Below are 18,438 nucleotides of genomic sequence, written 5' to 3'. Positions count from 1 at the left end.
ACTCAGAAAGATTCGGAAAAACCGAGGATTATATCAGATCGGTACGACCGATAGCGGCCGATTAAATTCCGATCACCGGTGAAATCGTTGCCGCTGCGCCTCGCGGACCAGGTTTTCGTACTCGCTTTTCTCTGCTTCGGTGAGGCCGCCGTTCCCTGCCCGGTACTCCAGTTCCGCCTTGCGATCCAGTGTAGCCGGTCGTTCCAGCGCCTGCCCGACCGCGGCCAGCGTCTCGGCGAACTCGACCTGACGCTCGTCGCGCTCCATTCGTCCGAAAATCTGCGTGGCCTGCGAAGACAGCCGCAACAAGCGTTCGAACTCGTTCTCGCCCCGCCATAGCTCCACCAGTTGCATGCCGCTTTCGAACTGTCCGTAGTTGCGCGCGGCATCCAGCACCGCACGCAGCAAACGGGTGGATTCCTGAGCCGGCCAACCGGTCCACACGGGTTCGCCGCCGCGCGCCAGCTCCGGGTCGGCCAGCACCAGCTGGGTCAGCCGCTCGACGGGGTCCTGCCGCACCTTGGGCGGCGTCATCGGTTGCCGTTGCGCCGGCCGGTCGCGCCATTTGCCGTCGCGACCCCGCTCCCGATTGTTCCGCCAATCCTCATTGCGGCCCGACTGCGCCCGGTCGCGCACATGTTGCTCGCCACCGAACTTTTGCCCGTCTTGTCCTGACAAGATGGGTTCCAGTTCGCTCAATTCCAAGCGGCATAATTCCGCCAGCCTTTTCTTCAACATGACCGCGTAGGCCGGCGCCTTGACCCGCGCCAGCAACGGCTTGGCCAGATGCACCAACCGGGCCCGCCCTTCGTCGCTTTCCAGCTCCACCTGGGCGGACAACTCGCGCAGCAGGAACTGCGCCAACGGCGTGGCCTCCTGGCGCACGCATTGTTCGAAACGCTCGCGCCCATACGCCTGCACGTAGGAATCGGGATCATGCTCTTCGGGCAAGAACAGGAAGGTCAGCTTCTTGCCGTCCGCCAGCAGGTCCAGGCTGTTTTCCAGCGCGCGCCATGCGGCCTTGCGGCCCGCGCGGTCGCCGTCGAAGCAGAACACCACGTCGTCGGCCAGCTTGAGCAACTTGCGCAGGTGCTCAGGCGTGCAGGCGGTGCCCAGCGTGGCGACCGCGTACTCGACGCCGTGCTGCGACAACATCACCACGTCCATATAGCCTTCGACCACCAGCACGCGCCCCACTTCGCGGATTGCGGCGCGCGCCTGGGTCAGGCCGTAGAGTTCGCGGCCTTTCTCGAACACCGGCGTCTCGGGCGAATTCAGATATTTGGGCTCGCCCTGCCCCATGACCCGACCGCCGAAGCCGATCACCGCGCCACGCTGGTTCAGGATGGGGAACATCACCCGGTCGCGGAAACGGTCGTAGCGGCGCTTGGTGTCTTCCTTGTCCACCACCAGTCCGGCCTCGGCCAGCAGCTTGTTCCAGTCGTAATCGGGAAACACCCGCTTCAGCGCCTGCCAGTCCTCGCCGCCCGGTGCGTAGCCCAGGCCGAAGCGCGCGGCGGTCCGCCCTTCCAGGCCGCGCCCCTTGAGATAGGCGATGGCCTGTGGCGCACTCTTCAGTTGCTGGCGATAGAAGTCGCTCGCCTGCTTGAGCGCATCCAGCACGCCCGGTTCGGCACGGGGCGCCTCCGGGGCGCCGCCGACCTCTTCCGGCACCTGCAACCCCACCGACTCGGCCAGCTTGCGAATAGCCTCGGGGTAGGACAGCCCTTCGTACTCCATGACGAAACCGACGGCCGAACCATGCGCGCCGCAGCCGAAGCAGTGATAGAACTGCTTGGTCGGGCTGACGGTGAACGAGGGCGATTTTTCCTTGTGGAACGGACAACAGGCAGCGTAGTTCTGTCCGGCCTTCTTCAGCGGCAGATAGCGTTCCACCACGTCGACGATATCGACGCGGTTGAGCAGATCCTGGATGAAGGAGTCGGGAATGCGCGCCATGAATCAGGGCGCCGTGGCCACGAAGCCGGTCTTGATGCCGTCGCGGAAGCCGCAGCGCCGATAGAAATCGATCACGCCGGGCTCGCGCGCGCTGGTGGACAGCATCACCTTGTAACAGTTGGCCGCCCAGGCGGTCGACAATGCAGCGTCGAGCACGGCGCGGGCATGGCCCTGCCGACGCCACTGCGGCAGCGTCACCACGTTTTCGATCAAGCCGTAGGGCCGCGCCCCGCGGGTCAGGTTGGGCACGATCAACAGGGTGCAGGTCGCGACCGGCCGACCCTGTTCCTCCGCCAGCCACACCGAAGCGCCGGGCTGGGCCAGCAGTTGCGCCCAGACACGCTCGGCGTGCGCCGCGTCCAGCACGGGGTCATCCGGATTGAGCGCGGCGAAGAGTTCGAGCGCGGCCGGCAGATCGCCCGCCGTGGCGAGCCGGGCCCGCATCAGCCCATCCGTGATTTGACGAGCTTGTTCACCTCGCCCATGTCGGCGCGGCCGGCAAGGCGGGCCTTGAGGTCGGCCATGATCTTGCCCATCGCGGCGGGCGCGGTGCCGTGGGCTGCGATGACCTCGGCCACGGCGGCGTCGATTTCGGCCTGCGACAGGCGCTGCGGCATGTAGGCGATCAGCACTTCGACTTCGGCCTTTTCCTTGTCGGCCAGATCCTGGCGCTGGGCCGCCTCGTACTGCTCGATGCTGTCCTTGCGCTGCTTGAGCATCTTGTCGATGACCACGACGATGCCGGCGTCGTCCAGCTCGATGCGCTCGTCGACCTCGCGCTGCTTGATGGCGGCCATCAGCAGGCGGATCGCCCCCAGGCGGTCCGTCTCCCTGGCCTTCATCGCGCTCTTCATGTCTTCCTGGATACGGGCTTTAAGACTCATCGATGCTCCTTGGGCTGAACACTCGGACACGCGCCACGCGGAATCGACGCGAGGATGGCGTCGATGGCGGGGTGACCTGGATTGGGAGAAGACAATGCCGCGCGTCTGGCACGGCAGAAAGGCCGAAAGGCCGCTCGGAGGCGGCCTTTTGCTCGGACTCGATCAGCGAGTCTTAGTACAGCTTCGGCGGCAGTTGTTGGCTGCGCAGACGCTTGTAGTGACGCTTCACGGCCGCAGCCAGCTTGCGCTTACGCTCAGCGGTGGGCTTTTCGTAGAACTCGCGCGAGCGCAGTTCGGTCAGCAGACCCGTCTTTTCCACCGCGCGCTTGAAGCGGCGCATTGCTACTTCAAACGGCTCGTTTTCTTTAACGCGTACAGAAGGCATCGAGCGAAATCCTGTTAAGTCTAGGGTTAGACACTTGAGAAAGGCGTGGAGTGTACGCCGACTGGCAAGCCGGTGTCAAAACCTTCTCTTTGCCGGCAAGCACTTAGAGCCGGTCTGGCGACCCTTCGTCACGTCTACCAAGCGATGCCGGACCGTGGGCGGCGAGGCGCGGGGTGTTGCTGGCGACGGCGAGCGGTTAGCATGTCGCTTTTTTGCATCATTGGAAGCGCGCCATGCTGGTCCTGGGGATCGAATCGTCGTGCGACGAAACCGGCGTCGCACTCTACCACAGCGAACGCGGCCTGCTGGCCCATCGCCTGCACTCGCAGATCGCCATGCACACCGAATACGGCGGCGTGGTGCCCGAGCTGGCGTCGCGCGACCACATCCGCCGCGTGCTGCCGCTGACCGAATCCTGCCTGGCGGAGGCCGGCGCCACGCTGGACGAACTCGACGCCATCGCCTTCACCCAGGGCCCCGGCCTGGCCGGCGCGCTGCTGGTTGGCGCTTCGGTCGCCAACGCGCTGGGCTTCGCGCTGCAGAAGCCGGTGATCGGCGTTCATCACCTGGAAGGCCATCTGTTGTCCCCGCTACTGGCCGAGCCACGTCCGGCGTTCCCCTTCGTCGCGCTACTGGTGTCCGGCGGCCACACGCAATTGATGGCGGTACGCGGCATCGGCGAGTACGAACTGCTGGGCGAAACCGTCGACGACGCGGCCGGCGAAGCTTTCGATAAATCCGCCAAGCTGCTCGGCCTGGGCTACCCCGGCGGCCCGGCGCTGTCCAAGCTGGCTGACCAGGGCGACGCCAAGCGTTTCAAGCTGCCGCGGCCAATGCTGCATTCGGGCGACCTGGATTTCAGTTTTTCCGGCCTGAAGACCGCGGTGCTCAACCTGGTGCAGCAGCAATCGCCGCTGGACGACACCACCCGTGCCGATATCTGCGCGGCCTTCCAGGAAGCCATCGTCGAAGTGCTGACCAAGAAATGTCTGGCGGCCCTGAAGCAGACCGGCATGCAGCGACTGGTGATCGCGGGCGGCGTGGGCGCCAATCGGCAATTGCGCGCCGGGCTGGACGACGCGGCCGCGCGGCGCCGCTACCAGGTGTTCTATCCCCCGCTGGCGCTGTGCACCGACAACGGCGCGATGATCGCCTACGCCGGGGCGATGCGGTTGAAGCATGCCCGGCACGACTACAGCTACGGCGCCAAACCACGCTGGCCGCTGGACAGCCTGCCTGTCGCCTGAGACCAACAAAAACGCCGGCATCAAGCCGGCGTTTTCCATGGAGCGACTGCGCTCAGGCAACGGTGAACGACTGGTCGATCAAGCCGCCCAGCACCAGGCGCAAGGTTTCGCCACGATGGATCGGGCCCACGCCCTCGGGCGTGCCGGTGTAGATCAGGTCGCCCTCGGTCAGGCCGAAGCGTTCGGAAATCCAGGCGATCAACGCCGGCACGTCGAACGCCATCAGGCGTGCTTCCGCGTATTGCCGTGTCTCACCGTCGATCTCCAGGCGGTAGGTGACTTCGCCGGGAAACGGAATCGCCGCCGCCGGCACGAAGCCAGTCAACGCGGCCGAACCAGCGTAGCCCTTGGCCAGCGTCCACGGCTGGCCGTTCTTCTTGGCCTGGGCCTGTACGTCCCGCGCGGTGAGGTCCAAACCCAGCGCATAGCCGGCGATGTACGACATCGCGGCGGCGCGGTCGACGTTGCGCCCGCTGCGACCAATGGCGACCACCAGCTCGGCCTCGTGATGGATCTCGCTGGACCAATCGGGCAGCGGGATCGCCTCGCCCTCGGCCAGCAGCGCCGACGTCGGCTTCAGGAACACCACCGGCTCGGGGCCGATGGTCGAGCCCATTTCATTGGCGTGCGCCAGGTAGTTGCGCGCTACGCAGAAAATGTTCGCCACCCGCAGTTCGCGCGGGCCGATCTGGATCGTCGCCATTCGTTTCTCCCTCAGGCCAGCCAGCGCGCGATGCTGAACAGCAGGATCACCGCCACCCACAACAGCACCGAGCGCCAGATCAGGCCGACGGCGCTGGCCAGGTAATCGGCACTGACATAATCGCCCACCCCGATCTCGGGGCGGAACTTGACGGTATGGTCCTGGTGCAGCGCCTCGCCCAGGCGGATGCCGATGGCGCCCGCGCCGGCGGCCAGCAGGATACCGTGCGCGTAGTTGCCCCAGGCGCGCGCTTGCGAGCGCCAGCAGTACACCGCGTCCTCGAAGTCGCCCATGATGGCGAAGCTGGCCGCTGTCAGGCGCACCGGCAGGTAGTCCAGCCATTCCTGCACCGTCATCGCCCAGCGACCGAACGGATCGGCCTCGGCGTAGGTGCCCCACTTCTGCGACAACAGGCTGGCGCCGCGATACAGCACCGCGCCCACCGGGCCGGCGCACCAGGCCAGCGCCACGAACCAGAACACCGTGCCGAACACATAGCGATAGGAGTCGATCAACCCCTGCTCGACCGACACGCGCGACACCTCGTCGGCGTTCATCTCGGAGGCATGCTGGCCGGTCCATTCGGCCAGCAGTTGTTGCGCAGTGGGCAGGTCATCCACCTGCAAGGCCTTGGAGATACCCGAAAAGGCGTGGCTGAACTGGCGGAAACCCATGGTGAGGTACAGCACCAGCACGGTCCAGGCAAAGCCCAGCAGCGGGCTGAACCAGCGCAGCAGGAAATAGACGCCGGCGGCCACCGCCAGCAGCGGCACCATCGCCACCACCCAGCCGTAGACACCGTTGCGGTATTCGCCAGCATTGAGCGCGCGCTTGAGGCGATTGGCCAGGCGGGTAAAGGCCAGATAGGCCGGATTGCGATTGCTGATGGGGCGCAACTGCTCCAGCGCAAGCGCGAGGATCAGGGATAGAATGGTCATCTTGATTTGTTCCTGACAGCAGGGCCGGCTTCATTCTGTCGGCCGCAAGCCTACCACAGGCCACGCATGCACCGAAGCCGCACAATCGGCCTCTTGAAAATCGCGGGGCCCGCCCCCAGTGCTGCTTACTCGGCTTCAACCACAAAAATCCCACCTGCGTTCGAACAACACGGAGATCGACATGGAACACAAACTGCCCGAATTGCCCTACGCCCAGGACGCGCTGGCGCCGCACATGTCCGCGGAAACGCTGTCCTTCCACTATGGCAAGCATCACCAGACCTATGTGACCAATCTGAACAACCTGATCAAGGGCACCGAGTACGAAGCCCTGTCCCTGGAAGAGATCGTGAAGAAGGCCCCGGCCGGCGGCGTGTTCAACAATGCGGCCCAGATCTGGAACCACACCTTCTTCTGGTACGGCTTCGCCCCCAATCCCGCCGGCGAGGATCGCGCACCGAGCGGCGCCCTGGCCGACGCCATCAATGCCAAGTGGGGCAGCTTCGACAAGTTCAAGGAAGCCTTCAACGCCTCCGCCGCCGGCAACTTCGGTTCGGGCTGGACCTGGCTGGTGAAGAAGGCCGACGGCTCCGTGGACATCGTCAACACCTCCAATGCCGCCACCCCGCTGACCACCGCCGATACCGCGCTGCTGACCTGTGACGTGTGGGAACACGCCTACTACATCGACTATCGCAACAGCCGCCCGAACTACCTCGGCGGCTTCTGGAAGCTGGTCGACTGGAACGCCGTCGCCCAACGCTTCGCTGCCTGAGCGCCGAATGGCGCTTCCGCTCATCGGAGCCCAACGGCCCGGTGAGTGGATAAAACAAGGGAGAGCCTTTGCTCTCCCTTTTTTTTGGCTGACATTGGTCACGCCGATGCTGCGGCACAGCAAAACCCCGCCGCCACCGATGATTTCCAGACGTAGCAGTATGGCGCCGTGCATCATGCGCGCCGCACCGTGTTGCGCAACCCGGCCGCCCGCATCGTTGCGGGATCGATGCTTCGCTCACGCACAGATTCGTCCCCAAGCGAGGCCAGGCTTCGCATCCATCCATCATCCCCGACTGCCAGGCGACATCCGCCCGCCGTCACGCAGGCATTGCCGGGCACATTGAGCGGGGCAGGATACAGTCCGTCGGCTTACATCTCCCGGCCATCCCATGGACGGAACCGAAGCGACTTACACGGACCCCAACGCGTCGTCCCGACCCCAGCTGGCCTGGTTGTTGTCATCGGCGTCAAAGCCGCGACAATATTAGGTTTGCCGCATACGGCACGCTTGCTCCACGTTCAAAACGCGTATTACGATGGTGGCCGGAGGAAGGGAAGCCCGTGGGCGCATCGCCGGCCGCGGAGTCGCAACATCGCACCCAGAGATAATTACAAATGAAACACCAACGCTTACTCGCTCGCGGCTTCACGCTGCTCGAGCTGCTGGTCGTTATCCTGATCATCGCCATGTTGGCCGGTTATGTCGGACCTCGCCTGTTCGGCAAGGTGGGCGAAGCCCGCGCCAAGACCGCCGCCGGCCAGATGAAGGCCCTGGCCGACGCGCTGGACCAGTACCGTCTGGATACCGGCAGCTACCCCACCACCGAGCAGGGGCTGAAGTCCTTGATGGAGAAGCCGGCCGATTCCACCAAGTGGAACGGCCCCTACCTCGCCAAGGCACTCCCCAACGACCCGTGGGATCGTCCCTATGTCTACCGCCGTCCCGGCGAAAACGGCCGTGAATACGACCTGCTGACCTTTGGTGCCGACGGCAAGCAAGGCGGCACGGGCGAAGACGCGGACGTCGCGCACTGACCCGTATCACCCCGCAGTCCTACCGGGTGATACCCCATGCGCTATAAGGTCAAAGCGTTGCAGGCCGGGCGCCTGACTGAGCTGGAGCTGGATGCGTCCAACGAGGCGGATCTGCGCGAACGGCTCAGCAGTCGCGGCCTGCAGGCCGTTTCCATCCAGGCGGAACGTCGCTTCACTCTGAAGAAGAAGAGCGACTTCGCCTTGTCCCTGTTCACCCAGGAACTGATCGCCCTGCTCGAAGCCGGCCTGACGCTGGTCGAGGCCGTCGAAACGCTGCGCGACAAGAGCGGCCAGGACGGCAGCCGGGTGGTGCTCACCCGCATGATCGAAGGCCTGTACCAGGGCCTGCCGTTGTCACGCGTGTTGTCCAGCATGGCCGAACATTTTCCACCGCTGTACATCGCCACTGTCGGCTCGGCCGAGAAGACCGGTCACCTGGCCGACGCGCTCAAGCGCTACCACCATTACGAATCGCGCCTGGCCATGGTGCGCAAGAAGGTGGTGTCGGCACTGGTGTACCCGATGGTCATCATCACCATCGGCGGCAGCATCATGTTGTTCCTGCTGTTCTATGTGATTCCCAAGTTCAGCCAGATCTACGCCAGCATGAAGACCCTGCCCTTCGCCGCACAGGTGATGCTGTGGTGGGGCGAGCTGGTCCACAGCAACGGCAAGCTGATCTTCGCCGCCATCATCGGCAGCATCGCGGCGATCATCGCGCTGCTGCGCACACAGACCGTGCAGACCATGTTGCAGGAGCTGTTCTGGCGCATTCCGCGGCTGGAGGAATACCGCCGGCTGTTCGCGCTTACCCGTTTCTATCGCACCGTGGGCCTGCTGCTGGCCGGCGGCCTGTCGGTGGTCGGCGCGATGGAACTGGCCGCGCAGTTGCTGCCGCAATCGATGCGCCTGGCGCTGACCCGCGCCATCGTCGACATCAAGTCGGGTCAATCGGTATCCGGCACGCTGCCCAAGTACGGCCTGACCACGCCGGTGTCGGAGCGGCTGCTGCGTGTCGGCGAGCAGAGCGGCGAACTGGCCACCATGACCGAGCGCGCCGCGCAGTTCTGCGACGAGGAACTGGAGCGCGCCATCGAGATGTTCACCAAACTGTTCGAGCCGATCCTGATGCTGGTGATCGGCGTGCTGATCGGGACCATCGTGTTCCTGCTGTACATGCCCATCTTCGAACTCGCCGGAAACATGCAATGATGCAGCGCCCCGCCCCGACGCACTGGAGAGACGCGCCATGAGCGAATTGACGCTGGATCTGATCCACCACCTGCGCCAGACGCCGGGCGAAGCCGGCATGCCGTTCCTGGTCCAACAGGCGCTCGGGCTGGACGACGCCGGCTACCGCGACGAAGTCGGGGAATTCCTCGGCATGCCCGCGCTGACGCTGGACGACCTGTCCGCGCTGTTCCCGCGCTACGACCTGGTGCCCTACGCCGAATCGGTCGGCCGCCAGTGCCTGGTGGTCGAGGATACCGACGGCACCCTGCTGCTGGTGCTGGCTGACCCGTTCGATCCGGTGACCCGCAACTGGGTACAGCAACGCCTGACCACGCCGTTCCGCTCGGTGTTCGCGCATTTCGACGACGTGCGCACCTACCTCGAAGGCTTCGAGACCTCGCACCGCGCGATGGACCAGATCGCCATGGGCGAAGGCGGTAGCGGCACCGACGAGCACGTCACCGAGATCTCGCTGGCGACCATCGCCCAGGACACCAACCCCATCGTCAAGCTGGTGAACTCCACGCTGTACGACGCGCTGCGCTCCAAGGCGTCGGACATCCACATGGAAAGCACCGCCAGCGGTCTGGCGATCAAATACCGCATCGACGGCGTGCTGCTGCACATCGGTGGCGCCAACGGCGTCGAGACCGCCGAGCAGGTGCTGTCGCGGATCAAAGTGCTGGCCGAGCTCGACATCTCCGAGCACCGCGTGCCGCAGGATGGTCGCTTCAAGGTGCTGATGAACCAGCGCGACATCGACTTCCGCGTGTCGATCATGCCGTCGATCTGGGGCGAGGACGCGGTGCTGCGGGTGCTGGACAAGCAAGGCGGCGGCGATTCGTTCAAGCAGTTGCGGCTGGACGTGCTCGGCCACGACGACGCCACCATGGCCGCGATCCGCAATCTGGCGCACGAGCCGTATGGCCTGCTGCTGGTCACCGGCCCCACCGGCTCGGGCAAATCGACCACGCTGTACGCCACCCTTTCCGAGATCAACACCGGCGAGGAAAAGATCATCACCATCGAGGACCCGGTGGAATACCAGCTGGGCGGGGTGTTGCAGATCCCGGTCAACGACAAGAAGGGCCTCACCTTCGCGCGCGGTCTGCGCTCCATCCTGCGCCACGACCCGGACAAGATCCTGGTCGGTGAAATCCGCGACGGCGAAACCGCCAACATCGCGGTCCAGGCCGCGCTGACCGGCCACTTGGTGCTGACCTCGGTGCACGCCAACAACGTGTTCTCGGTGCTCGACCGCTTCATGCACATGGGCGTGGAGCCCAACAGCTTCGTCGATGCGCTGATCGGCGTGGTCGCGCAGCGGCTGATCCGCAAGATCTGCCCGCACTGCATCACCGACGACCTGCCCGACGACGAAACGCTGCGCGTGTCCGGGGTGACGCGCGAACAGGTCGCCACCTGGAAATTCCGCAAGGGCCGCGGCTGCCAGGCCTGCCGCGATACCGGCTACCTCGGCCGCCGCGCCATCGCCGAAGTGCTGCGCCTGAACGACGAACTGAAGCAGGCCATCGCTGGCCGCGCGCCCGCGGTGGAAATCAAACAACTGGCGGCGCGGCACGGCTTCATCTCCATGCGCCGCGTCGCGCTCAACGCCGTATCGCGCGGCGAAACCACCTTGCAGGAAGTGAACCGTGTCACCTTTGTGGATTGAGCACAGCGCCTGGCTGATGCGGCACGACGTGCTGCTCGCCAGCCAGGGGCGGCCGGGCGGCGGTGCCCTGCGCCGCCAGCGCGGCGCCATCGACAACAACGCCGATACCGCCGTGATGCGCCTGCAACAATTGCTGGCCGACGCGCCGCGCGGCCCGCTCAAGCTCGACAGCCTGCAAGTGGTGCTCGGCAGCGCCTGGGTGCGCTATGCCGTGGTGCCGTGGCAGGACGGTCTGTACAAGGACAGCGACTGGCAGCAGTACGCCGGGCTGATATTCGCCCGGCAGTTCGCCACCTCCGCGGAAAGCTGGCGCATCAGCGTGGCCCCCGCCGCCTACGGCAAGCCGCGCCTGGCCGCCGCCGTCGATCAGGGCTTCTACCAGACGCTGGCCGAGCTGGCCCGTTCGCAGAAACTGCGCCTGTCCGGCCTGATGCCGCTGCTCACCAGCGCGATCAACCGCCACCACGGCAAGCTCAAGGGCAAGGAGTTCGGCTTCCTGATGCTGGAAGCCGAGCACGCCACCTGTTTGTTCCGCAGCGCCGGCGGCTGGGGCGGCATCGTCACCCTGCCCAATCCGATGCGCGACGAAGCCGACCAGTACGCGCTGGGCGCGCTGGTGCGCGACGCCGCGATGCTGGCCGGGCAGGAACTGCCGGAGCAGCTCTACATCGCCTCGTCCGAGGTCTCCATGCTGTCGGGCGAGGTCGCCGACTTCGACGTGCAATGGCTGGGCGGCGTGCACAACCGCTTCGCCCACCGCAGCGAGTGGGCGGACACGGAGGTGCGGCGATGAAGGCCCTGCAACTCGATTTTCAGAAGAAGCCGCGCAGCACGCCGTGGCTGGGCCTGGCGCTCACGCTGCTGGGCGTGCTCGCCCTGGTGTGGGTGATGACCGAACAGGACGCCGCCAAGCTGCGTGCCGACGAGTTGTCCACCCGCGAGGACCAGTACACGCTGCGCAAACGCAAGCTGGAAGAAGCCCAGGCCGCCGAACAGAAGAAGGAGCCCGCCAACGAGAAGGTGGCGGCCATCCTGCGCGCGCAGCAGGCGCGCATGCTGCCGGCGCTGTCAGTGCTGGAACAGACCTGGGACCCCGACATCGCCTACACCCGCATCGATGTCAGTGTCACCGACCGCAATATCAAGATGGAACTGGAAGGCCGCACCCTCGACGCCGCGCTGTCGCTGGTCGATGCGCTGTCGGCGCGGCCCGCCATCGAGAAGGTCACGCTGGCGCGGCAGGGCGTCAAGCTGGCGGATCAGTATCGCCCGGTCCAGGCGGCGATTGAGATCCACTGGCGGGAGGCCAAACCGTGAACGCCAACCAACTGAAATGGCACGCGCGGCAATGGTCGCGCTACGCCGGCCTGCTGGGCGTGGTCGGCATCGCGTTGCTGCTGGGCGCGCTGATGATCTATCGCCAGGACGTGGTGCCCTTCGAGCGCGACCTCGCCGACCGCGAACAGACCCTGGAACGCAACCTGCGCGCGCTGCGCCAGCAACCGGTGGCGGCCACCGCCTCCGCCGTCGAGGACCAATCGCTCAATGCACCGGACAGCTTCACCGAATTCCTGCGGCAGTCGGCGCAACTGGCCGGCAAGAACCGGGTGTCGGTGCTGCAATCGGAATACCGCGTGGTGACCGAGGCCGAAGGCCATCTGGTGCGCTACGGCGTGCAGTTCCCGGCCAACGGCCGCTACGCCGACCTGCGCGGCTTCATCGCCGACCTGGAGAAGATGCCCGGCGTGCGCGTCGAGGCGATGTCGCTGTCGCGCCTGCAGATCGGCGATGAACTGCTGTCGATCCAGCTGCAACTGAGCTACCTGACGGAGGTGCAATGATGTTGTCCCGCCCCGTCATGCTGGTGCTGGCCGTGGCTGTCGGTCTGGTCGGCTACACCTGGTACCAGGAACGGCAGGAAGCGCCCGCCGAGGCGCCGGCGCGTCCGGCAGCCCGCACGCCGGCCAAGGCGCCGACCGCGTCCGACGCCTCGGCCGCCAGCGAGCCCGCCGCCGCCAATGCCAGCCAGGCCAAGTCGGCCAACCTTTTTCCCGCCCAGACCTGGGCACCGCCGCCCCCGCCGCCGCCCACACCGGGGCCGCCGACACCGACCCCGGTGCCGGTGGCACCGCCGCTGCCGTTCTCGGTGATCGGCAGTTGGCACGAGCGCGGCAACGACCAGATCGTGGTCGAGGCCAGTGGCCAACAATTCGTGCTGTGCCGGCGTTGCGATTCGCTCGGCCGCATCCAGCAGGGCGAAACCCTGCTCGGCGTCTATCGCGTGGACGATATTTCCCGCGACGCCATTCTCTTTACCTATCTGCCATTGAACCAGCAGCAGTCGCTGCCGGTAGGAGGAACGCCGTGAAGCGCGCGTTGATCGTATCCCTCGTCATCGCCGGGTTGTTGGCCGGCTGCGCCGCGGATCAGGCCCGCCAACAAGGCCAGGATCTGATGCAGCAGGGCGACCTGCAGCAGGGCTTGAGCTATCTGAAGGAGCAACTTGCCCTCTATCCCGAGGATGTCAAGCTGCGTGCGGCATATGAGAAAGGGCTACTCAAGCTAATGCAACAGCTGCAAACCGAAGCGGAAGCCTCCACGCTACGTGGTGACTACACCACCGCCGTGGCGCGCTACCAGCAGATGCTGTCGTGGGAGCCGAACAACTACCGTGCCCGCGAGGCGCTGGCCCAGCTGGATGGCGCGGTCAAGCGCGACTCGATGCTGCGCTTCGCCAAGGAAAACAAGGACATCCGGCCCGACGAGACGCTGCAGGTGGTCAAGCAGATCCTGGTCGACGATCCGCGCAACGTGCAGGCGCAGCGCATCAAGGAAGACATCGAATCGCGCAACGCCCGCGAGGCCAACCTCAAGCCCGCACTGGCGCAGGCGCTGAAGAGCCCGATCTCGCTGCAGTTCCGCGACCAGCCGCTGATGAGCGTGTTCGACATCATCGCCCGCATCGGCAAGGTGAACTTCATCTTCGACCGCGACGTGCCGCCCAACCTGCGCACCACCATCTTCGCGCGCGACACCACGGTGGAGGACGTGATCAACCTGCTGCTGGCCACCAACCAGCTCGACAAGAAGATCCTCAACGACAACACCATCATGATCTACCCGAAGCGGCCCGATAAGGATCGCGACTACAAGGATCTGGTGATGCGCACCTTCTACCTGAACAACGCTGACCCCAAGCAGGTGCTGGCGATGCTCAAGCAGATGGTGAAGACGCGCGACGTCTACATCGACGAACGCCTGAACATGATCATCATGCGCGACACGCCCGAGGCGATCTCCGTGGCCGAGCGCCTGATCTCGGCGCAGGATCTGCCGCAATCCGAAGTGATCTTCGATGTGGAAGTACTGGAAGTCGGCAATAGCGATCTACTCGATTTAGGCATCCGCTATCCGGATAGTATTAGTGGCACCTTTGTCACCAGTAGAGATGGGAAGGCCCCCGCTGACCTCACCATTGATGAGTTAGCGAATCTCAACAGCGGCAACGTATTGGTCAAGCTGGGGAACATTTCGTTGACTGCCAATTTAAATCGCACCCGTGGTGACAGCACAATTCTGGCTAATCCCAAGATTCGAGTGAAGAATCGCGACAAAGCGAAGGTTGTGATTGGAGACAGGGTACCGGTCGTGACAACAACTACCTCTAATGGTGTCACGAGTGAAACGGTGAATTATCAAGACGTTGGTCTCACACTCAATGTCGAGCCACAACTGACCAACGATGGAGACATCGGAGTCAAAGTTCAGTTGGAAGTCTCGAACATCGTCAGCGAAATCCGCACCACGACCGGGTTGATTGCCTACCGAATCGGAACCCGCCGTGCCGAAACCAACATGTCAGCTCGCGACGGCGAAACACAGGTACTGGCAGGCTTACTGCAACGAACCAATCAGATTACCAAAAACTCAATCCCGGGTTTAGGCGAGTTGCCAATCCTAGATCGCATTTTTGGTAGCCGTAAGGACGACAACAGCCGGACCGAGTTAGTGCTGATGATCACCCCGCGCATCGTGCGCAACCTGCCGGTGCCCAGCCAGTACGTGACACAGTTCGAGAGCGGCACCGAAGCATCGATCTCCACCGATCCGCTGCGCCTGCGCAATGCCTCGACCGTCAACGTCACCGGCGGTGGCGCTGCCGGACAACCGCTGCCGATGCCGGCCCCGGCGCCCGCGCCGCAGCCCCAGCCGCAACCTCAGGCCCAGCCGGTGCCGCAGCCGGTGCCGCAGGAACAACCGGTCACCCAGCCGCGCGGCGCGGGCATGGGGCGGCGCTAAGGCGTAGCGATGAAACGGTGGCGCGGCTTTACCCTGATCGAGCTGATGGTCACGCTGACCATCCTGGCCGTGCTCGCCTCGGTGGCGCTGCCGCTGTCGCAGGTGGCGGCCACGCGCACCCGCGAGGATGAACTACGGCGGGCGCTGTGGCAGATCCGCAGCGCCATCGACGCCTACAAGCAGGCGGCGGACGAAGGTCGGATCCAGAAATCGCTCGACGAGACCGGCTTTCCGCCGACGCTGGCCTCGCTCACCGAAGGGGTGAAGGATATCAAGGACCCCACCGGGCGTAACATCTACTTCCTGCGTCGCATGCCGCGCGATCCGTTCTGCGACTGCCCCAGCAAGAACAACGAGCAGACCTGGGGTCTGCGCAGCTACGCCAGCCCGCCGGATTCTCCCGCCGAAGGGCGCGACGTCTACGACGTCTATACCCTGTCCAATGGCGTGGGGCTGAACGGCGTTCCTTACCGGGATTGGTAATCCGATGAAACACCTCGCCCGCCGGGGCTTCACCCTGATCGAACTGCTGGTGGTGCTCGCCATCATGGCCAGCCTGCTGACCCTGGTGGTACCGCGCTACTTCCAGCAGACCGACAAGGCTTCCGAGACCGTGCTCAAGCACAACCTGGTAGCGATGCGCGACGCCATCGACAAGTTCTACGCCGACACCGGCCGCTACCCGGCCACGCTGGACGAAATGGTCGAGCGCAAGTACCTGCGCGAGGTGCCGGTCGACCCGGTCAGCGGCAAGCGCGACGGCTGGACCGTGGTCAACCCCGAGGGCGGTACCGGGGTCTACGACGTGAAGAGCAGTTCTCCCGGCAACGGCACCGATGGCAAAGCGTACACCGAGTATTGACGCCGCCTTGCGCGCCCGGCGCGGCCAGCGGGGCTTCGCCTACGCCTGGGTGCTGATGATGGTGCTGGTCATGGGCATCTATCTGGCCGAGTTGGGCGACGTATGGCAGACCCGCATCCGCCGCGCGCGCGAAGAGCAGTTGCTGCAGGTGGGCGATGAAATCCGCCGCGCCATCAAGGCGTATACCGAACAGGACGCCGGCCAGGGCGGCGGCGGCCAGTATCCCAAGACCCTGGACGATCTGGTCCAGGACCCGCGCGTTCCGTTCGCGCGCCGTTTCCTGCGCAAGGCTTACAAAGATCCGATCACCGGCGAGGACTGGTCCTACATCGGCGCCCCCGGTGGGGGCTTCATGGGTGTGTACAGCAAGTCCAACGACAAGCCGCTGAAGCAATGGGGCTTCACCGCCCAATATGCATCCTTCACCGACAAGCCCAGCTACCAGGAGTGGAAGTTCGCCCACTGGCCGGGCGGCGGCAGTCGCACCCGATAGTTATCGCCCCTGGTGCGTTCATTCCGTTGGCATCGGTGCATTCCATCACGACAAGTGCATAGCACCAAGGCATTTTTCTTACTGCCGTTCGTCGTGTAATGCCTACATGACGGTCCGCAATCCATACCAATCCCGCCTAATCCTTTGAATTCAAAAGATATATTTTCTCGATGCTGATTTTTCACCATCAGCATTTAATGATATTTCTGACAAAATTTATAAGAAATTGCAACGAAAAGCCGGTACTCTGTGCGCACCTTTACTTATCACCATGAGGAAACGCATGAAGGCTACGACGATTGCATTCGCCGCCGCCGCCCTGCTGGGCGCCGCTTCCGCCAACGCTGCCGTGTACCAACACAGCGCGAACATCCAGAGCAACGGTGCCTGGGCATCCACGCTGCTGGGCAGCAGCGCCAACCAGTTCAGCCTGTCCGCCCCCGGGCAGTATGAATTCAGCTTCGAACTGACGCCGAACCAAGGCAGCGCCTCGCTGGCTTCGTTGCAGGCCGTGCTGCGCAAGGTGGCAGGCCCCGGCCCGTTCATCGAGCAGCTGACCAGCAGCAACGTGGGCGACAACAGCTTCGCCGGCTCGTTCACCTTCAACAACGAAGGCCCGGGCCTGTTCGACTTCTACCTGGCATTCACCAACTACGCGCCGTGGAGCGGCACGCTGAACTACAGCGTCTCGCCGGTGCCGGAACCCGCCACGCTGGCGCTGTTCGGCCTGGGCGCGGCCGGTGTGGCCTGGCGCCGTCGCAAGCAACGCGGCGGCTGATCCTCGCCCGCAGGCAATAAAAAACGGCCCAAACGGGCCGTTTTTTTTATGGGAGCTCCGCCGAGATCAGCGCTAGATCTGCCCCAGAAACCAGCTGACGATATAGAAGTGGTCCTCGAACAGGCTGGCTTCCATGCGATTGAACTCGAACAACGGCACCCACTGCGCCCGATCGGCATCATCGCTGCCGCGCACCTTGGGCAGTCCTTCGCCGGTGGGCGCCAGTTCGATCAGGAACGCATGGGTGATGGTGCGGCCGCGCAGCGAGCGCTGCGGGTGATCGAACACCCGGCTGGCGCGGATCGACCCCGCCAGCACCGGCGCCGGCACCTTCAACCGGGTTTCCTCCTTCAACTCGCGGATGACCGCATCGCGGATCGGCTCGTCCTGCCCAACGAAACCGCCCGGCAACGCCCACAGCCCCTTGCCCGGCATGCCGCGCCGCCGCACCAGCAGGATGTGACCGGAGTGGATCACCACGGCGTCGACCGTGACGAAGGTCGGCGGATAGGGCGCCCCCGCCCAGGACAAGCGGAATGCCCGCAGGAAGCGTTGTTCCGCCAGCAATTGTCCGAACACCTCGCGCTCGCGGAAGTGCAGCAACCAGTCGTAGACCGCCGCCGGCAGGTCGCCACGGCAGGCCGTCAGGCGCGAGGCATCCTCGTCGAACAGCGCGTCGCGGATGCGCCCGGCGTCGATGGCGCTCAGTTCCTCCACCTGTTCCCTTTGCCATTGGGGAAACAGGTCGAGATAGTGGCCGGCGCGACTGCGCCCATTGCCCGGCGGCGAGCCGACCACCCCGACGCGGAATTCCGCCGCCCGGTGCCCCAGGCTGGCGGTATCGACCGCGATCACCTTGTCCACCAGGTTCTGCACCTCGGTGACCCATTGCTGGTCGTTGTACATGCGGTCGGAACAGCCGACCACGAACACGCGGCTCTGCCACTCGGCCGGCAACGCGGCGCGCAGCATCGCCTCGCGCTCGGGCAGCGTGAACGGGTTGCGCGGGCTGACCGCCTGTCGCGCCGAACCGCAGACCACGATCACCCGGCCGGCCAGCGCCAGCGCCTCCTCGATGACCTTGAGATGCCCCAGATGTACCGGCTGGAAGCGTCCGATGAACACGAGATAGTCGTATTTCACGTCGCAAACTGCTCCAAGTCGTCCCAC

21 protein-coding genes are annotated in these 18,438 nt (G+C 64.8%); 14 read left to right on the top strand and 7 right to left on the bottom strand.

The window, feature by feature from the left end:
* Positions 1-72: 72 nt before the first annotated feature.
* The 4 genes from dnaG to rpsU all read right to left on the bottom strand — a co-directional run bounded on the left by dnaG (position 73) and on the right by rpsU (position 3,228).
* Positions 73-1,959, bottom strand: coding sequence for a DNA primase (dnaG, locus tag C556_RS0104495; protein ID WP_018747035.1), 1,887 nt, complete (start codon positions 1,957-1,959; stop codon positions 73-75).
* Positions 1,960-1,962: 3 nt separating this feature from the next.
* On the bottom strand, positions 1,963-2,403 hold the full coding sequence (locus C556_RS0104490; RefSeq protein ID WP_018747034.1) for a GNAT family N-acetyltransferase: 441 nt from the start codon (positions 2,401-2,403) through the stop codon (positions 1,963-1,965).
* Entirely contained in the window at positions 2,403-2,843 is a 441-nt protein-coding gene (locus C556_RS0104485) for a GatB/YqeY domain-containing protein (RefSeq protein ID WP_026262805.1), read from the bottom strand. Before C556_RS0104485 ends, C556_RS0104490 begins: the two co-directional genes overlap by 1 nt.
* A gap of 172 nt (positions 2,844-3,015) precedes the next feature.
* Positions 3,016-3,228 (bottom strand): 30S ribosomal protein S21, encoded by a 213-nt coding sequence (gene rpsU, locus C556_RS0104480; RefSeq protein ID WP_026262804.1) that lies wholly within the window; start codon positions 3,226-3,228, stop codon positions 3,016-3,018.
* Positions 3,229-3,461: 233 nt separating this feature from the next.
* Between rpsU and tsaD the strand changes: the two genes are divergently transcribed.
* Positions 3,462-4,475, top strand: coding sequence for a tRNA (adenosine(37)-N6)-threonylcarbamoyltransferase complex transferase subunit TsaD (gene tsaD / locus C556_RS0104475; RefSeq protein ID WP_018747031.1), 1,014 nt, complete (start codon positions 3,462-3,464; stop codon positions 4,473-4,475).
* A 52-nt stretch (positions 4,476-4,527) separates the two neighbouring features.
* Here the strand turns inward: tsaD and C556_RS0104470 are convergent, their stop codons facing one another.
* Complete coding sequence (locus C556_RS0104470) at positions 4,528-5,178, bottom strand: fumarylacetoacetate hydrolase family protein (RefSeq protein ID WP_018747030.1); 651 nt, start codon at positions 5,176-5,178, stop codon at positions 4,528-4,530.
* Positions 5,179-5,189: 11 nt separating this feature from the next.
* Positions 5,190-6,116 carry a CobD/CbiB family protein gene (locus C556_RS0104465; protein WP_018747029.1) on the bottom strand — a complete coding sequence of 309 codons (927 nt, stop codon included), beginning with the start codon at positions 6,114-6,116 and terminating at the stop codon, positions 5,190-5,192.
* Positions 6,117-6,297: 181 nt separating this feature from the next.
* On the opposite strand from C556_RS0104465, the gene C556_RS0104460 reads away from it, so the two are divergent.
* The 13 genes from C556_RS0104460 (at position 6,298) to C556_RS23580 (ending at position 17,268) form a co-directional block, all read left to right on the top strand.
* Entirely contained in the window at positions 6,298-6,891 is a 594-nt protein-coding gene (locus tag C556_RS0104460; RefSeq protein WP_018747028.1) for a superoxide dismutase, read from the top strand.
* Between the two features lie 617 nt (positions 6,892-7,508).
* On the top strand, positions 7,509-7,928 hold the full coding sequence (gene gspG / locus C556_RS0104455; RefSeq protein ID WP_018747027.1) for a type II secretion system major pseudopilin GspG: 420 nt from the start codon (positions 7,509-7,511) through the stop codon (positions 7,926-7,928).
* A gap of 36 nt (positions 7,929-7,964) precedes the next feature.
* Positions 7,965-9,140: a type II secretion system F family protein gene (locus tag C556_RS0104450; protein ID WP_018747026.1), complete on the top strand. Its 1,176-nt coding sequence runs from the start codon at positions 7,965-7,967 to the stop codon at positions 9,138-9,140.
* Between the two features lie 37 nt (positions 9,141-9,177).
* The gene (locus tag C556_RS0104445) at positions 9,178-10,836 is read left to right on the top strand and encodes a GspE/PulE family protein (RefSeq protein ID WP_018747025.1); all 1,659 of its coding nucleotides are present in this window, start codon (positions 9,178-9,180) and stop codon (positions 10,834-10,836) included.
* Entirely contained in the window at positions 10,817-11,629 is an 813-nt protein-coding gene (locus tag C556_RS0104440) for a hypothetical protein (RefSeq protein ID WP_157235831.1), read from the top strand. Before C556_RS0104445 ends, C556_RS0104440 begins: the two co-directional genes overlap by 20 nt.
* The gene (locus C556_RS0104435) at positions 11,626-12,153 is read left to right on the top strand and encodes a hypothetical protein (protein ID WP_018747023.1); all 528 of its coding nucleotides are present in this window, start codon (positions 11,626-11,628) and stop codon (positions 12,151-12,153) included. Before C556_RS0104440 ends, C556_RS0104435 begins: the two co-directional genes overlap by 4 nt.
* The gene (locus tag C556_RS0104430) at positions 12,150-12,677 is read left to right on the top strand and encodes a hypothetical protein (protein WP_018747022.1); all 528 of its coding nucleotides are present in this window, start codon (positions 12,150-12,152) and stop codon (positions 12,675-12,677) included. The genes C556_RS0104435 and C556_RS0104430 overlap by 4 nt, the downstream gene beginning before the upstream one ends.
* Positions 12,674-13,204 (top strand): hypothetical protein, encoded by a 531-nt coding sequence (locus tag C556_RS0104425; protein WP_018747021.1) that lies wholly within the window; start codon positions 12,674-12,676, stop codon positions 13,202-13,204. The genes C556_RS0104430 and C556_RS0104425 overlap by 4 nt, the downstream gene beginning before the upstream one ends.
* On the top strand, positions 13,201-15,135 hold the full coding sequence (locus C556_RS0104420; protein ID WP_018747020.1) for a secretin GspD/PilQ domain-containing protein: 1,935 nt from the start codon (positions 13,201-13,203) through the stop codon (positions 15,133-15,135). The genes C556_RS0104425 and C556_RS0104420 overlap by 4 nt, the downstream gene beginning before the upstream one ends.
* Positions 15,136-15,144: 9 nt before the next feature.
* Positions 15,145-15,618 carry a type II secretion system protein gene (locus C556_RS0104415; protein WP_018747019.1) on the top strand — a complete coding sequence of 158 codons (474 nt, stop codon included), beginning with the start codon at positions 15,145-15,147 and terminating at the stop codon, positions 15,616-15,618.
* A gap of 4 nt (positions 15,619-15,622) precedes the next feature.
* Positions 15,623-15,997, top strand: coding sequence for a type II secretion system protein (locus C556_RS0104410; protein ID WP_018747018.1), 375 nt, complete (start codon positions 15,623-15,625; stop codon positions 15,995-15,997).
* Positions 15,972-16,490 carry a type II secretion system protein gene (locus tag C556_RS0104405; RefSeq protein WP_040430364.1) on the top strand — a complete coding sequence of 173 codons (519 nt, stop codon included), beginning with the start codon at positions 15,972-15,974 and terminating at the stop codon, positions 16,488-16,490. Before C556_RS0104410 ends, C556_RS0104405 begins: the two co-directional genes overlap by 26 nt.
* Before the next feature lie 283 nt (positions 16,491-16,773).
* Positions 16,774-17,268 carry a PEP-CTERM sorting domain-containing protein gene (locus tag C556_RS23580; RefSeq protein ID WP_018747016.1) on the top strand — a complete coding sequence of 165 codons (495 nt, stop codon included), beginning with the start codon at positions 16,774-16,776 and terminating at the stop codon, positions 17,266-17,268.
* Positions 17,269-17,340: 72 nt separating this feature from the next.
* Here the strand turns inward: C556_RS23580 and C556_RS0104395 are convergent, their stop codons facing one another.
* Complete coding sequence (locus tag C556_RS0104395) at positions 17,341-18,411, bottom strand: bifunctional nicotinamide-nucleotide adenylyltransferase/Nudix hydroxylase (RefSeq protein WP_018747015.1); 1,071 nt, start codon at positions 18,409-18,411, stop codon at positions 17,341-17,343.
* Between the last annotated feature and the right edge of the window lie 27 nt (positions 18,412-18,438).

Origin of the sequence: Chitiniphilus shinanonensis DSM 23277 (assembly GCF_000374805.1) — a bacterium.
Classification (GTDB): domain Bacteria; phylum Pseudomonadota; class Gammaproteobacteria; order Burkholderiales; family Chitinibacteraceae; genus Chitiniphilus; species Chitiniphilus shinanonensis.
Note: the sequence above shows the minus strand (reverse complement) of the source record. Positions and strands in the feature narration are given on the sequence as shown.

What these genes read in the sequence shown, in the direction of transcription:
- dnaG (WP_018747035.1), bottom strand. Translation starts at nt 1,959, where the DNA reads ATGGCGCGCATTCCCGACTCCTTCATCCAGGATCTGCTCAACCGCGTC.
- C556_RS0104490 (WP_018747034.1), bottom strand. Translation starts at nt 2,403, where the DNA reads ATGCGGGCCCGGCTCGCCACGGCGGGCGATCTGCCGGCCGCGCTCGAA.
- C556_RS0104485 (WP_026262805.1), bottom strand. Translation starts at nt 2,843, where the DNA reads ATGAGTCTTAAAGCCCGTATCCAGGAAGACATGAAGAGCGCGATGAAG.
- rpsU (WP_026262804.1), bottom strand. Translation starts at nt 3,228, where the DNA reads ATGCCTTCTGTACGCGTTAAAGAAAACGAGCCGTTTGAAGTAGCAATG.
- tsaD (WP_018747031.1), top strand. Translation starts at nt 3,462, where the DNA reads ATGCTGGTCCTGGGGATCGAATCGTCGTGCGACGAAACCGGCGTCGCA.
- C556_RS0104470 (WP_018747030.1), bottom strand. Translation starts at nt 5,178, where the DNA reads ATGGCGACGATCCAGATCGGCCCGCGCGAACTGCGGGTGGCGAACATT.
- C556_RS0104465 (WP_018747029.1), bottom strand. Translation starts at nt 6,116, where the DNA reads ATGACCATTCTATCCCTGATCCTCGCGCTTGCGCTGGAGCAGTTGCGC.
- C556_RS0104460 (WP_018747028.1), top strand. Translation starts at nt 6,298, where the DNA reads ATGGAACACAAACTGCCCGAATTGCCCTACGCCCAGGACGCGCTGGCG.
- gspG (WP_018747027.1), top strand. Translation starts at nt 7,509, where the DNA reads ATGAAACACCAACGCTTACTCGCTCGCGGCTTCACGCTGCTCGAGCTG.
- C556_RS0104450 (WP_018747026.1), top strand. Translation starts at nt 7,965, where the DNA reads ATGCGCTATAAGGTCAAAGCGTTGCAGGCCGGGCGCCTGACTGAGCTG.
- C556_RS0104445 (WP_018747025.1), top strand. Translation starts at nt 9,178, where the DNA reads ATGAGCGAATTGACGCTGGATCTGATCCACCACCTGCGCCAGACGCCG.
- C556_RS0104435 (WP_018747023.1), top strand. Translation starts at nt 11,626, where the DNA reads ATGAAGGCCCTGCAACTCGATTTTCAGAAGAAGCCGCGCAGCACGCCG.
- C556_RS0104425 (WP_018747021.1), top strand. Translation starts at nt 12,674, where the DNA reads ATGATGTTGTCCCGCCCCGTCATGCTGGTGCTGGCCGTGGCTGTCGGT.
- C556_RS0104415 (WP_018747019.1), top strand. Translation starts at nt 15,145, where the DNA reads ATGAAACGGTGGCGCGGCTTTACCCTGATCGAGCTGATGGTCACGCTG.
- C556_RS0104410 (WP_018747018.1), top strand. Translation starts at nt 15,623, where the DNA reads ATGAAACACCTCGCCCGCCGGGGCTTCACCCTGATCGAACTGCTGGTG.
- C556_RS0104405 (WP_040430364.1), top strand. Translation starts at nt 15,972, where the DNA reads ATGGCAAAGCGTACACCGAGTATTGACGCCGCCTTGCGCGCCCGGCGC.
- C556_RS23580 (WP_018747016.1), top strand. Translation starts at nt 16,774, where the DNA reads ATGAAGGCTACGACGATTGCATTCGCCGCCGCCGCCCTGCTGGGCGCC.